Here is a 14,028-nt window from a genome sequence, read left to right on the forward strand (position 1 = left end):
GCAGGAGCAACCCATGAACGACACCGCACTGACGGCCGAGCAGACCGAGCGCGTCGTGGCCATCGCCATGGACCTCGCCCGCGAGGGCGACGCCGGGCAACTGGCCGAGTTCGTCGACCGCGGGCTTCCGGTCGACGTGGCCGACGCGAACGGGAACACGCTGCTCATGCTCGCGTCGTACCACGGCCATGCCGGGACGGTGCGCGCCCTCCTCGCCCGCGGCGCGGACCCGGACGTGCGCAACGCCCGGAACCAGTCCGCCATCGCCGGCGCCCTGTTCAAGGGCGCCGACGACGTTGTGACGGTCCTGCGCGACGCCGGCGCGGACCTCGACGCGGGCGCCCCCACCGCCCGGGAGACCGCGGCCATGTTCGGCCGCGCGCACCTCCTGGCCGGCTGAGCCGCCCGGCCGACCCGCCTTACCGGCCGGTGGCCCGCGACCAGGGGCGGCGGCGGACCTCGTCCTCCAGCTTTTGGAGCAGGGGCGCGGTCCGCTCGTAGTTCGTGAGGCGGTCCGGCAGGCCCTCCCAGACGCGGGCGGCCAGCTCCGCCGCCTCGGCGAGGATGGCGTCGGTGTCGATGTTGAGGACCTTGCCGTCCCGCACCACCGGCGTCCCGTCGACCAGGACGGTGTCGACGGCGTGGTTCATGTCGGCGTACGCGAGCTGGTAGGCCACCTGCTCCTTCGGCGCGACGAACACCTCGCTGGTGCGCAGCAGGACGAGGTCCGCGCGGTGCCCGGGGGCGATGCGTCCCAGCGGGGCGCCCATGGCGCGGGCGCCGCCGTCCCAGCACATGTCGAGGACGGACAGCGCGCCCGGCCAGGACGCCCGCTCCTCGTGCGCCCGCGGCAGAAGCGCCGCCATCTTGAGCGTCTCCCACATGTTCTGGCTGTCGTTGCTGCTCGCGCCGTCCGAGCCCAGCGCCACCGCCGCGCCGGCGCGCAGCAGCGCCGGGACCGGGGCCACCCCGGCGCCCAGCTTGAGGTTGCTGACCGGGTTGTGCACGGCGACCGCCTCGGACGCGGCGAACCTGGCGATCTCGTCGTCGTCGAGCCAGATGGCGTGGGCGAACGACGCCCACGGCCCCAGGCAGCCGATGCGTTCGAGGAACTCGACCGTCGAGGTGCCGTAGCGGGTCGCGGCCACGTAGACCTGCGACTTGGCGGACAGCAGGTGCGTCTGCAGCCGCAGCCCGCGGTCCCGCGCGACGTCCGCGCTGGTGGTGAACAGGTCGGTCGAGCAGCGCGGCAGCGAGGAGGGCCCGAGCATCGGGGTGATGCGCGGGTTCTCGCCCTGCCAGCGGTCGATGTAGCCGAGGACTTCGCCGAGCACCTCGTCGGGCCTGGCGCGGGGCGGCCGGACGAGGTGCTCCGTCCCGTCCACGAGGTCCAGGGGCAGCGAGGAGAAGAAGTCCAGGTCGCTGTACTGGGCGGCGACGTTGGCGCGCATGCCGACATCGGCGTACGCCTGGGTGATGGCGTCGAGGCCCTCGCCCATCCACTCGTGGTCGGCGCGGGCGCAGTCGAGCACGCTGGTCGTCCCGTTGCGCAGCATCTGGATCGCGCCGAGCATGGCCGACACGTACAGCTCGCGGGGGCTGAGCCGGGCGCCCGCCCCGCCGTAGCTCGCGAGCACCATCCAGGTGTCGAGCGGCAGGTCGTCGCACAGGCCGCGCTCGATGGTCTGGTTGGAGTGCGTGTGGGCGTTGACCAGCCCCGGGATCACGATGCGCCCCGAGGCGTCCACGGTCTTCGCGCCGGGCGCGTCGAGGTCGTGCCCGACGCGGACGATGACGCCGTCCTCCACCAGGATGTCGCGCACTCCGAACTCGGACGCCACGTCGAAGACGTGCCCGCCGCGGATGAGCGTCCTGCCCGTGCTCGACGTGCTCTTGGTGCCGTTCGCCGTGCTCAAGTTCGACCTCCGGATTCGTCGCGTGCGGCCAGCCTCCGCTGGAACACCGCCTTGTCGTCCGCCTGCGACCAGCGGCCGGCCTTGGGGTAGGGGGAAGCCTCGGACTCCACCGGCTGGACGACCACCGCCGGCCCTTCGGCGTCGTACATCCGCCGGACCGCGGCGGCGACGGCCGCCTCGTCCGCGTCGGCCGGGGGCGACTCGACCCGCTCCCAGCCGCAGGCGCGGGCGGCGGCGCCCAGGTCGAGCCGCCCGGCGAGCGACTGCCCGCCGCCGGTCTCGTACCGGCCGTTGGCGAAGACGACCATGCGCAGGTTCGGCGGGGCCGCGCCCGCGATCGCGGCGAGGACGCCGAGGTTCATCGCCAGGTCGCCGTCCCCCTCGATCAGCACCACCCGGTCGTCGGGGCGGGACAGGGCGAAGCCGAGCGCGAGCGACGGCGCCATGCCCATCGGGTCGGACGCGAAGTAGGTGAGGTTGGGCGCGGACGCCTCCCGCCAGGCCCGCCCGGCCGACCCGAGCGAGCAGATGACGATGTCGTCCTCGGCGAGGACATCGGCGACGATGCGTGCGAGCGTCGACCGTCTCATCGGGCGTCCTCCCCGAGCAGGGACACGCGGTCCAGCAGCAGGACGACGGGCCGGCGGTGCAGCCGGGCCTGGTCCGCCGCGGCGGTGACCAGGCGCGGGTCGGCGCCGCCGCGCATGCGGTGGTACGGCACGCCGATCGCGTCGAGCACGGGCGGCACGACGCGCCCCTTGTACGCCTGGTAGTAGAAGCCGTCGTCGACGTCGCCGCGCTGCGCGGCCACCACCAGCAGCGGAAGCCCGTGCAGGTGGACGTACCCGGCGAGGGCGTTCGCGCCGACGAGCAGCCCCGCGTTCTGGCAGACGACGGCGCCGAGCCCGCCCGCGAGCGCCGCCCCGGCGGCGATGCCCAGCGCGTCGTCCTCCCTGGTGACCTTCACGTGCCGGATCCGCGGATCGGCGTCGAGGGCCGTGAGGAGAGGGGACAGCCACGAGTCGGGGAGGCTGGCCACGACCTCGATGCCCGCCTCGCCGAGCGCGGTGCGCAGGATCGCGGCCGGGTCCCGGCCCGGTGGACGCTCGTTGCTCACTGGTCTCCTTCCATCCGTCCGGCCGCCCGTACCGCCATGCCGAGCGCCGCGTCGAGCTTCCAGTCGTTGCCCGCGAGCGGGTGCCCGTGCCTTGCCAGCTCGCCGTCGAGGAGCGCGCGGAACCGGGCGGAGTCGAAGCGGGCGCCGTCGCATCCGGCTTCGGTGGCGCGGGCCCGCCACGGCGTGGGGGCCACCGCGCCGAGGACGACGCGGGTGCCGTCCCAGCGCCCGGCGGTGACGGCGGCCGACAGCGCGACCGACACGACGGCGAAGTCCCCCGACCACAGCTGGAGCTTGTCGAACACGCAGCGGCGGTCCCGCGCGGACGCCGGGACGCGCACCGCCGTGACCAGTTCGCCGGGCCGCAGGCACGTCTCCCCCGGTCCGGTGTAGAAGTCGCCGATCGCGACCGTCCGGTCCCCGGCGGGGCCGGAGAGCAGCACCCGGGCGTCCAGCGCGGTGAACACGGTGCCGAGGTCGGACGGCGTCACCGCCTGGCACCGGTGCCCGCCGATCGCCGCGTGGTAGAAGCGGTGGTCGCCCTGGACGGCGTAGCACGGGCACGCGGCGCCGCCGCGCTTGTAGCAGTCGAAGCCATTGCGGAAGAACCAGCAGCGCTTGGCCTGCACGAGGTTGCCGCCCACCGTGGCGACCGCCCGGATCTGCGCGGACGCGATCGACTCGACGGCGTCGGCGACCGCGTCGAGCCGGCCGCGGGTCGCGGCCGCCAGGGCGTCCAGGGTGACCGCGGCGCCGATGTCGAGGGCGCCGTCGTCGCGGTCGGTGATCGTCCGCAGGGCCGGGACGGCGCTGAGCCGGACCAGGGTCGTCGGTGCGACCAGGCGCTGCTGCCGCTGCGGGGCGAGGTCGGTGTTGCCGCCCACGGCGGTGCCGCCCGCGCCGGTCAGCGCCACGGCCTCGGCGGGGTCGGCGGGCCGTTCCACCGACTCGATCTCCCGTGCCGGGACGCGGCGGGCCAGCCGGGTGCCGAACCGGTGGAGCGTCCAGTGCACGCCGAACGGGTACGCCCGCCGCAGCAGCTCGATCCACCACCGCGACGGCCGCGCCGCGATCCGGTACCTGCGGGCGGGACGGCCGTCGCGTTCGGCCAGGGCGCGCAGCACCTTGTCCGGGGTGATCGGCAGGTCGCGGATGCGCACGCCGATCGCGTCGTACACCGCGTTCGCGACCGCGGGGGCGGGCGGCACGATCGGCATCTCGCCGACGCTCTTGGCGTGGTACGGCCCGGCCTCCTCGTCCCCCTCGATCAGGACGACCCGCACCGGCGGCAGGTCGGCGGCCCTGGGCAGGGCGTAGTTGATATAGGCCGGGTTGACGGTGCGGCCGGACTCGTAGAGCAGCTCCTCGCCGAGCGCGGCGCCGAGCCCCTGCGCGACCCCGCCGATCACCTGGCCCTCGGCCATCGCCGGGTTGATCGCCCGGCCGATGTCGTGGGCGGCGACGTAGTCCAGGACGCGGACCCGGCCGGTCACCTCGTCCACCTCTACCTCGACGGCGTGGGCCGCGAAGGTGTAGCTGGCCGAGACGTTCGGGCGGGGGTTGCCGCCGCCGAAGGTCTCCATCCGCGGGTCGACATAGGACGTCTCGTGGCTGAGCGTCCCGTCGCGCGCGTCCGGGCTGAGCGCGACCAGGTCGCCGAGCGCGATGTCCGCGTCCGGGGCGTGCGCCCGCCCGCCGGCCAGCCGGACGTCGTCCGAGCCGAGCTTCTCCGCCGCCAGCCCGCGCACGGTCTCGGCGAGTTCCGCGGCGGCCTTCCGCACGGCGTGCCCGCCCATGTGCGTGCCGCGCGACGACCAGGCGCCCATGTCGAACGGGGTCAGCTCGCCGTCGGCCATCAGGACGTCCACGTCGTCGGCGTCGAGGCCGAGCTCCTCCGCGGCGATCTGCGCGAGGACCGTGCGCTGGCCGGTGCCCGCGTCGGCGCCGCCGAACCGCACCCGCGCCCGGCCGTCCTCGAACAGGTCGACGGCGGCGTCGGAGCGGTTGGAGCCGCCGTGCGCGTACGAGCCGCTGCCGTGCATCCCGCACGCGACGCCCACCCCGCGCAGCGGGCGGCGGTCGCGGCGCTTCTCGTCCCAGCCGATCGCCTCGCGGACCGCGGCCAGGCACTCGGCCAGCCTGGCGGAGCCGAGCCGGGCGCCGGACAGCGTCGTGGTGCCCGGCTCGTTGGCGTTGCGGATCCGGAAGTCGATCGGGTCGATGCCGAGCCGCTCGGCCAGCTCGTCGGCCTGCGACTCCATCGCGAAGGCGACCTGCGGGCTGCCGTAGCCGCGGAACTGCCCGCCGGGCGGCAGCGCCGTGTCGATCAGCCGGGCGTCCCAGGCGACGCCGTCCGGCCGGTAGATCGAGCCGAGCGTCTTGATCCCGACCTTCATGATCGACGGGCCGTAGTGGTTGTAGGCACCGTTGTCGACGTCGAGCCGGGCGTCGAGGGCGCGCAGCCGGCCTCCGTCGTCGGCGGCCGAGCGGAGCCGCACCCGGAACGCGTGCCGCGGCTTGGTGGCGGCGAACTCCTCCTCGCGCGTGTACGCCAGCCGGACGGGCCTGCCCGCCGCGATGGACAGCGCCGCGGCGAGCGCCTCGTGCTCGCACACCTTCGACTTGGACCCGAACCCGCCGCCCACGGCGACGTCCCGGCAGATCACCCGCGCGGGGTCGAGCCCGAGCACGTGGGCGACCTCGGTCGTCACGAACCACGGGGCCTGCGTCGAGGTCCACAGTTCGAGGGTTCCGGTGTCGGCGTGCCAGTGGGCGAGCGTGGTGTTCGGCTCCATGCAGGCGTGCGAGACGCGCGGGTAGTGGAACGTTCCCTCCACCGACACCGTGGCGGCGTCGCGGCCGGCCTCGGGGTCGCCCCACTGCCCCGTGTCGTGCACCGACACGTTGTGCTCGCCGGACGGGCGGCGGTGCAGCCGGAGGGAGCGCCGCTTCAGCGCGGCGTCCATCGTCAGCGGCGGCCGCCGGCGGGGACGGAGGTACCGCACCACGATCGCCTCGGCGGCGGCCCTGGCCTGCTCGGCCGTCTCCGCGGCGACCGCGGCGACCTCCTCGCCGACGAAGCGGACGACGTCGCGGGCCAGCGGATGGCGGTCCGAGTGCGCCCCCTCCGCGTGGATGTAGGGGGTGTCCACCGGGAAGTCCGCGGCGGTGATCACGGCGTGCACGCCGGGCATCCGGCGCGCCCGCTCGGTGTCCAGGGAGACGATCCGCGCGTACGGGTGCGGCGAGCGGAGGACGTGCGCGGTCAGCGTGCCGGGCGGGTCGAGGTCGCCGGCGTACGCGTCGGTGCCGGACGTCCGCTCCTCCCAGTTCTTGGGCGGCACGCTGGTGCCGACGACCCGCGGGACGGACGGGGACGTCATGCCGTCTCCCGGTGCGCGGCCGCTTGGCGGATCGCGTCGATGATCTGCGTGTAGCCGGTGCAGCGGCAGATGTTGCCCGACATCGCGGCCCGCAGCTCCTCGTCGCTGAGCCCCGCGGCCTCGTCGAGCAGCGCGCCCGCCCGGACGATCTGCCCGGGCGTGCAGAAGCCGCACTGGAACCCGCCCTTCTCGGCGAACGCGCGGCGGAGCTCGCGGTGCTCCTCCGCGAGCCCCTCCGCGGTCGTGATCCGGCCGTGCTCGGCCTCCTCGACCATGAGCACGCACGACATCACCGGGACGCCGTCGAGCAGGACCGTGCACGCCCCGCACTCGCCGCGCCCGCACGCCTCCTTCGCGCCGCGCAGCCCGAGCCCGCCGCGCAGCACCGACAGCAGCGGCTCGCCGGGCCGCGCGTCGACCTCGACGACGGTGCCGTTGACGTCGAGTTCCGTCCGCCGCGATCGGGTCATCGTCCGGTGCCCGGCCTCAGCGCGGCGATCAGCTCGTCCGCCGTGGTGACCACGCCGTGGAAGCGGTCGGTGCTCGCGAGGACCGCCGCGTGGGCGGCGTCGTCGGTGTCGGCGACGCACTCCGCCGGGACCACGACGTCGAAGTCCCGTGCGTACGCGTCACGGATGGTGGAGTCGACGCAGAAGCTCGTCGTGGTGCCCGCCACGACCAGCACCTGCACGCCGCTCATCCGCAGCACGCTCTCCAGCCGCGTGTTGTAGAAGCCGCTCGCGCGGTGCTTGACGATGACCTCGTCCTCGCTGCGGACGTGCTCCTTCACCTCGTCCAGCAGCTCCGCGTCCCAGGTGCCCTGGTGGCACAGGTCGAGCTTCACGCCGCGCCGGTCCAGGTGCGACGGGATGCGGCGCCGCGCGCGGCCGCGGTCGCCGGGGAAGTGCACCTGCCGCGTGAACCACACCGGGATCCCGGCGGCGCGGCAGCGTTCGACCAGGCTCAGCGCGTGCGGGACCATCTCGCGCGGCTTGGCCACGCTGTCCGCGCCGAACGCGCGCCCGCGCGACCCCTCCGGGTGGCAGAAACCGTTCTGCAGGTCGATGACCAGCAGGCCGACCTCGGCCGGGTCGAGTGTCACGTCAAGCGGCATGGTTTCCTCCGTACGAGTCGTCTTTTCCGTGGCCCGTGCTTCTGAAGGTCACGGGCGCAGCACCTGGCCCGACCCGGGGCGCACCGACACCTCGCCGTCGCGCAGCTGGACCTCGCCGCGCCGGATCGTCAGCGCCGGCCAGCCCTTCAGCGCCATCCCCTCGAACGCGCTGGTGTACTTGCTGCGGGTGACGTCCGGGCCCACGACCCGCTCGGTGTCGAGGTCGACCACGACGAAGTCGGCGTCGCTGCCGACGGCGATCGCGCCCTTGCGCGGGTAGAGGCCGAAGATGCGGGCCGGGTTCTCCGCCATCGTCGCGGCGACGTGCTCCAGCTCGATGCGGCCCTTCAGCACGCCCTCGGTCAGCACCACGGGCAGCATGGTGGCGAGCCCGGCGAAGCCCGGCTTCTCCTCCCACAGCGCCGCGCCGGTCTTCACCAGCGGGACGTGGTCGGAGCCGATCGTCCGGATGCTGCCGTCGCGGAGGCCGTCCCAGAGGCGCAGCCGGTCCTCCTCGCCCCGCAGCGCCGGCGCGACCTTCCCGACGCCCGCGCCCTGCTCGGCGAGCCGCTGGTCGTCGATGGTCAGGGCCAGGTAGTGCGGGCAGGTCTCCAGGACGACGTCGGCACCGCGCTCGCGGGCCTCGCGGGCGGCGTCGATCCCGGCGCCGATCGTCGTGTGCGGGATGTACAGCGGGGACTTCTGCAGCTCCGCCAGCCAGATCGCGCGCAGGATGTCCTGCTCCTCGACGAAGCCGGGCCGCGAGTCGGTGTAGGCGGCCAGGTCGTTGCGGCCGCTCGCCTTGACCCGCTCGGTGAGGTGCTCCACGAGCGAGTCGTCCTCGCAGTGCACCATGCACCGCGCGTACGGCCCGAGCTCGCGGATGCGGGCCATGGCCTCGTAGAGGTCGGCGTCGGACACGGTGACCAGGCCGATGGGGTTACCCTCCGGGTAGCCGCCCATGTAGAACTTGTAGCTGCGCACCCCGAACCGCTCGGCGTACTGGGGGATCTCCTCGATCTGGGCCATCGAGTTGAGGATGAAGTGGAACGCGGTGTCGAACGAGCTGTGCGCCTGCGCGATGTCCCGTTCCTTCTCGAACGTGTCGAGCAGCGAGGTGGCGCTGCGCTTGTACTGCAGCAGGGTGGTGACGCCGCCGATCGCCGCGGAGACCGACTCGGTCTCGCACAGTTCCTCGTACGGCACGCCGCCGCCCAGGTGGACGTGCGGGTCCACGATGCCCGGCAGCACCGGGCGGCCCCCGCAGTCGATCGTCTCGTCGGCCGCGGGCAGGTCGGCGTCCCGGCCGATCGCGATGATCTTGCCGTCGCGCACCGCGACACCGGCGTGGACGCGGCCCTTCGGCGTCACGAGTTCCGCGTTGTGCAGCGCGAGGTCTGCGCTCATGGTGGAAGTCTCCTGTTCGTAGAGGTGGAGGGCGGGGGAGGCGGGCTCAGCCCGCGCGGGTGCTGCCGAGTTCCCGGGTCAGGCCGGCGGCGACCCGCACGAGCGCCTTCGCCATGGGCGAGCCGCCGTCCGGCGGGACCGTGACGGTGGTGCCGACGATCGCGATGGCCGCCGTGATGCCCGAGTCCTGGAAGACCGGCGCCGCGAGCGTCCGCACGCCCGTCGCCTGCGGCGTGTTCGTCGCGAGGTTCTGCGCGCGGATGTCCGCCAGTTCGGTGCGCAGCTCGCGCGACCTGCGCAGCCGCCCGGCCAGGCCCGGGACGGCCGCCGGGTCCAAGAACGCGCAGAACAGCCGGCCCTGCGCGGACTCCAGCGACAGCCGCGAGCCCGCCCGGATGCTGATCCGCACCAGCCGGTTGGCGTTGTCGTCGACCCGGACCACGATGGGCCCCTCGCCGTCCCACACGCTCAGCACCACGGTCTCGTTCACCTCCCGCACCAGCGCCTCCAGGTAGGGGCCGGAGGCGCTGATGATCGGGTGACCGGACCGCACCGCCGCCGCCAGCGTGAGGATCTGCGGCCCGAGCGAGTACAGCCCGGTCGCCGCGTCGAACCGCAGCAGGTTCGCGGCGCGCAGCGCCTTGGTGTAGCGGTGCGCGGTCGGCTTGCTGACGCCGAGCCGGGCGGTGAGCTCGTTGAGAGTGAGGCGCGGGCGGCTCACCGTGAACGCGTTCAGTACCGTCGCCGCGCGCTGTACCGACTGGATGACGGGGGACGCGCCGTCCGGCGGCCCCCCGCCCGTCCCGCTCACGCCCGTTCCGGTGCCGGAGCCCCGTCCCATCGCGATGGACCCGTCAACTCATCAGCTCCGGGCGTACTCCGGCACGAGCTTCTCCACGTCCGGGAGCTTCTCGGTCTGGCCCTGGTCGACGAGGATCTGCGCCATCTGCTTCATCGCGTCCATCGGCACGTCCGCGAAGTACGGGTTCTCCGGGTCCGTGGCCAGCTTCTTGGCGTCCTGCCCGCAGTGCTCGGCCTCGATCCGGTACTTCTCGTCCTTGTTGGCCGGGTCGTTGACGGCGGTGTTGGCCTCCTTCAGGGAGGTCGAGAACTTCTTCATCGCGTCCTCGTTCTTCTCCACGAAGTCGGCGGTCCCCACGTAGCCGGCGAAGACCAGCCACTTGTCCTTGCCGACCTCCATGTACGGGTCGCCGAGGCTCTTGACACCCGGGGTGTTCGAGTACTGCTCGGGCGCCTGCGAGGCGTCGACCTTGCCGGACGCCACCGCCGACGCCAGCTCACCGAACGGCAGCGCGACGAACTTGACCTTCGACGGGTCGCCGCCCGCGTCCGTCACGAACTGCTGGACGATGATCTGGTTGATCCCGCCGAGCTCGTTGACCGCGACGGTCTTGCCCTGCAGGTCCTTGCCGTTCTCGATCGGCGAGTCCTCCTTGACGAGCACCGCGTTCGAGGGGGTCTCCCCCTTCTTCGGCGTGCCGTACGCGGTCGCGACCCAGCGGAGGTCGATGCCGCTGTTCATCGCGAGCATCGTCGAGAACGGGTTGGTGAACGCGAGGTCCGCCGACTTGCCCTGCACGGCGGCCAGTCCCGCCGCGCCGCCGCCGGCCTTGATCAGCTCGACCTTCAGCCCGTTCTTCTCGAAGACGCCCTTCTTCTGCGCCCACAGGACCGAGATCTCGTTGCACAGGCTCAGCGTGGTGACCTTCAGCTCGCTGACGCCGGCCTTGCCGTCACCGTCGTCCGACGCCGCGCCGGGCGACCCGCACGCCGCGGTGAGCAGCGCGGTGACCGCCCCGACGGCGATCAGGAACGACTTGCCGGAGCGCCGCTGCGGACGGTTCCCGGCGCGGGGCGATGGCGTGGATTCCTTCGTGGACATGCCGACTCCTCAAGGATCGAAGCGTGCCGGGCCGGCGTCGTCGCGCCGGCGCGGCGATGGGGGTTCACGCCGAGCCGGCTCGCTTGCGCGACTCCCGGTGCCACCGGAGGACGCGGGCCTCGACGAGCGCGAACGCGACGTTCAGGAGCAGGCCGATCACCGCGATCAGCAGCACACCGCTCCACATGTCGACGTAACGGAACTGGCGGGAGGCGAGCACGATGTAGTAGCCGATGCCGTTGGTCGCCGCGAAGAGCTCCGAGACGACCATGAGGATGAGGCCGATGCCGAGGCTCACCCGCAGCCCGCTGATGATCTGCGGGCTGGCGCCGGGCAGCAGCACCGTGAAGAAGTAGCGGACCTTGCCCATCCGCATGCTGCGCGCCGTCATGATGACGGTGCGGTCGATGCCCTGGACCCCGTCCATCGTGTTGATCAGGATCGGGAACACCGTGCCGACGACGATCAGCGAGACGTTCATCTCGTCGGTGACGCCGAAGACGACCACGGCGAGCGGGAGCAGCGCCGTCGCCGGGATCGACATCCCGAACCGGATCAGCGGGTTGAACACCGCCGCGGCGCGTGCCGAGACGCCGAGCGCGATGCCCGCGCAGAGGCCGACGACCACCGAGATCAGCCAGCCCTGCCCGGCGCGCGCCATGCTGTTGCCGAGGTCGGTGGTGAACTGCTCGGTGACGAAGCCGCGCGAGGCGTCGGTGGTGAACCAGTTGGTGAAGAACGCGCCGGCGGACTCGCTGAAGGTGGGGAAGTACGGCGACTGGTACAGCCGGGACGCCGCCTCCCACGCGATCAGCAGCAGCACGACCATCCAGGAGTAGGCGGCCGCGCGGCCCAGCGCCGTCCCCGCCGAGGACGCCGCCTCGGCCAGGCCCGCCAGCGGTGGCCGGCCGCCGCTCCCGGTGCCCTGCTCGGCCCGTGCGGCGTCCTGCTCGGCGTGCGCGGCGCTCGTCGTCTCGGTGCTCGTCGTCTCGGTCATGACCGTCCCCCCGCGTCAGTGCCCCGCCGCGTCCACGGCAGGCTGCGCCGCTCGACGGCGGCGAGCGTGGTGTAGAGAAGCCAGCCGAGAACGCCCGCGAGGATGATCCCGGCGTACACGAAGTCGGGCCGCGGGATGCCCTGGTACTTCACGATCACCGTCCCGATGCCGTAGCTCGCGCCGAGCAGCTCGACACTGACGATCACGATCAGGGCGATGCCGCTGGCCACCCGGATGCCGGTGACGATGGACGGCAGTGCCGAGGGCAGCACCACGCGGCGCAGCGTCTGGAACCGGGTCCAGCGCATGCTGCGCGCGACGGTCAGCAGCTGCGGCTCGGTGTTGTGCACGCCGTACACCGTGTTGAGCAGGATCGGGCCGAAGATCGCGAAGACCGTCAGGGCGAGCTTCATGCTCAGCCCGAGCCCGAAGAGCAGCACCGACGCCGGGATGAACACCGTGGCGGGCACCGAGCGCAGCGCGTGCACCACGGTGACCGTCGGGCGGTACAGCGCGGCGACCGTGCCGAGCACGATGCCGAGCGGGACGGCGACGGCGATGGTGAGGGCCATCGACAGGAACCAGGTGTAGACCGTGTCGAGGACCTGGAGGCGGAAGTCCCCGCTCAGCGCCAGGTCCTTGATCCGCAGCGTCACCGTCCAGGGCGCCGGCAGGGACTCGCGCGCCACGAGTCCGAGGCTGCTCGCGACCTGCCACAGCGCGACCAGGAAGCCGACGCCGAAGAGGCCGAGCGCCAGCGGTGAGCGCAGGGCCCGCGCCAGCGGCCCGGCGGGTCCGCCGGCCGCGGCCCGGGCCTTGCCGGGGGCCTTGTCGAGGGTCTGCACGGATGTGGAGGACATCGTTACCGTCCAGCCGGAAGGGAAGGGGGCACGCCGACTCCAGCTCTGCTTCGAGGGCCATGTCCATCTCGGAGGACGTAATGGCGTTGCGGGTGACGGTATGGCGCACGTCTCACGGAAGTCAAGGGTCGCCGGTATTCAAAAGCACAGAAGACTTTTTTCGGCGAACCAATGCAAAGCGCACGACGACAACGGCCGACGGCAATGCCGGCGGCCGTTGGAAGGCGCACTTGCGTCCGCCCTGGCCGGGTGTTCCCACGACACCCGGCCGGGCGTCATGAATCGATTTCTTGCTTTTTCAGCCCGTAATCTGAAGGCACGGGCGACATATCCCGCAGGAATCTCTCCGCGGAACGGAACCATGTTGCGCCGCCGATGCTAGGCGGCCGGCATGTCCTTCATGACCAGGCGGAAGACCTCCGCCCGCAGCTGGGCGTAGACGGGGTTCTCCTTGGTGGCGAACTGGTCGCGCGGCCGGGGCAGCGGCACTTCGAGTTCCGCGACGACGCTCGACGGGCTCTTGGACAGCACGACGATCCGGTCGGAAAGGTAGACCGCCTCGTCGATGTCGTGGGTGACGAACAGGATCGTCTTGTTGTACTCCTCCCAGACTCGCAGGAGAAGGTCTTCGAGCCCGGTCCGGGTCTGGGCGTCCACCGACGCGAAAGGCTCGTCCATGAGCAGCACTTTCGGGTGCGAAATCAGCGCGCGGGCGATCGCCACGCGCTGCTGCATGCCGCCCGAGAGCTGCCAGGGGTAGCGGCCCCCGACGGACGGGTCGAGGCCGACCTGGGTCAGCAGCCGCGCCACGTCGCGCTTGATCTCCGCCTTCGAGGCCCGCTCCGACTTCATCGGCAGGCCGACGTTGCTCTCCACGCTCAGCCAGGGGAACAGCGACCTGCTGTAGTCCTGGAACACGACCGACAGGCCGGGCGGCGGCCCGGTGACGGCCCGGCCGCCGAGCGTGACGCTGCCGCCGGTGGGCGGGAGGAGGCCGGCGATGCAGCTCAGCAGGGTCGTCTTGCCGCAGCCCGAGGGGCCGACGATGGAGACGAACTCCCCCTCGTGGAGCGTGAACGAGACCTGCTCGATCGCCCGGACGGCGCCCTTCTTGTTCGGATAGGACTTCGCGAGACCGTCCACCGCGAGCATCGCGGCCCCCGAGCCGGGGGGCTCCGCGGTGGCGGTCGGTGACGGGGGCGTCGAGTCAGGTTTCATAGCGCTCTCCTCGCACCAGGGTTCACGTTTTATACAATGCGAGATGGCGTCTCGTCAAGTGTGAACGCCCTGGTGAGGGCCGGTCTCCGGGTTTCTCGTCGCGTTCCGGGGAT

Annotated in this window: 13 protein-coding genes; 1 reads left to right on the forward strand and 12 read right to left on the reverse strand. The window is 72.6% G+C overall.

The genetic code is table 11. From position 1 onward, the window contains the following. Positions 1-13 precede the first annotated feature (13 nt). On the forward strand, positions 14-400 hold the full coding sequence (locus tag E1266_RS02940; RefSeq protein ID WP_132043435.1) for an ankyrin repeat domain-containing protein: 387 nt from the start codon (positions 14-16) through the stop codon (positions 398-400). Positions 401-419: 19 nt separating this feature from the next. Here E1266_RS02940 and E1266_RS02945 read toward each other — a convergent pair whose 3' ends face one another. The 12 genes from E1266_RS02945 to E1266_RS03000 all read right to left on the reverse strand — a co-directional run bounded on the left by E1266_RS02945 (position 420) and on the right by E1266_RS03000 (position 13,915). Further along, positions 420-1,916 (reverse strand): amidohydrolase, encoded by a 1,497-nt coding sequence (locus E1266_RS02945; RefSeq protein WP_132043437.1) that lies wholly within the window; start codon positions 1,914-1,916, stop codon positions 420-422. Then, a complete protein-coding gene (locus E1266_RS02950; RefSeq protein ID WP_132043439.1) occupies positions 1,913-2,506 on the reverse strand; it encodes a thiamine pyrophosphate-dependent enzyme in 594 nt (197 codons plus the stop codon). Before E1266_RS02950 ends, E1266_RS02945 begins: the two co-directional genes overlap by 4 nt. After that, positions 2,503-3,033 (reverse strand): thiamine pyrophosphate-binding protein, encoded by a 531-nt coding sequence (locus E1266_RS02955; RefSeq protein ID WP_165965904.1) that lies wholly within the window; start codon positions 3,031-3,033, stop codon positions 2,503-2,505. Before E1266_RS02955 ends, E1266_RS02950 begins: the two co-directional genes overlap by 4 nt. Further along, complete coding sequence (locus E1266_RS02960) at positions 3,030-6,416, reverse strand: molybdopterin cofactor-binding domain-containing protein (protein ID WP_132043443.1); 3,387 nt, start codon at positions 6,414-6,416, stop codon at positions 3,030-3,032. Before E1266_RS02960 ends, E1266_RS02955 begins: the two co-directional genes overlap by 4 nt. Further along, complete coding sequence (locus E1266_RS02965) at positions 6,413-6,886, reverse strand: (2Fe-2S)-binding protein (protein WP_132043445.1); 474 nt, start codon at positions 6,884-6,886, stop codon at positions 6,413-6,415. Before E1266_RS02965 ends, E1266_RS02960 begins: the two co-directional genes overlap by 4 nt. Further along, positions 6,883-7,530: an isochorismatase family cysteine hydrolase gene (locus tag E1266_RS02970; RefSeq protein ID WP_132043447.1), complete on the reverse strand. Its 648-nt coding sequence runs from the start codon at positions 7,528-7,530 to the stop codon at positions 6,883-6,885. Before E1266_RS02970 ends, E1266_RS02965 begins: the two co-directional genes overlap by 4 nt. Positions 7,531-7,578: 48 nt before the next feature. Continuing rightward, on the reverse strand, positions 7,579-8,937 hold the full coding sequence (locus tag E1266_RS02975; RefSeq protein ID WP_132043449.1) for an amidohydrolase family protein: 1,359 nt from the start codon (positions 8,935-8,937) through the stop codon (positions 7,579-7,581). Positions 8,938-8,983: 46 nt separating this feature from the next. Next, positions 8,984-9,748 (reverse strand): IclR family transcriptional regulator, encoded by a 765-nt coding sequence (locus E1266_RS02980; RefSeq protein ID WP_165965905.1) that lies wholly within the window; start codon positions 9,746-9,748, stop codon positions 8,984-8,986. Positions 9,749-9,799: 51 nt separating this feature from the next. Next, positions 9,800-10,840 carry an ABC transporter substrate-binding protein gene (locus tag E1266_RS02985; RefSeq protein ID WP_132043453.1) on the reverse strand — a complete coding sequence of 347 codons (1,041 nt, stop codon included), beginning with the start codon at positions 10,838-10,840 and terminating at the stop codon, positions 9,800-9,802. A gap of 64 nt (positions 10,841-10,904) precedes the next feature. Next, positions 10,905-11,837: an ABC transporter permease gene (locus tag E1266_RS02990; RefSeq protein WP_132043455.1), complete on the reverse strand. Its 933-nt coding sequence runs from the start codon at positions 11,835-11,837 to the stop codon at positions 10,905-10,907. Next, positions 11,834-12,697 carry an ABC transporter permease gene (locus tag E1266_RS02995; RefSeq protein WP_132043457.1) on the reverse strand — a complete coding sequence of 288 codons (864 nt, stop codon included), beginning with the start codon at positions 12,695-12,697 and terminating at the stop codon, positions 11,834-11,836. The genes E1266_RS02990 and E1266_RS02995 overlap by 4 nt, the downstream gene beginning before the upstream one ends. Before the next feature lie 378 nt (positions 12,698-13,075). After that, positions 13,076-13,915 carry an ABC transporter ATP-binding protein gene (locus E1266_RS03000; RefSeq protein ID WP_229808271.1) on the reverse strand — a complete coding sequence of 280 codons (840 nt, stop codon included), beginning with the start codon at positions 13,913-13,915 and terminating at the stop codon, positions 13,076-13,078. Between the last annotated feature and the right edge of the window lie 113 nt (positions 13,916-14,028).

It is taken from the genome of Actinomadura sp. 7K534 (genome assembly GCF_004348575.1).
In the GTDB taxonomy this organism is placed as follows: Bacteria; Actinomycetota; Actinomycetes; order Streptosporangiales; family Streptosporangiaceae; genus Spirillospora; species Spirillospora livida.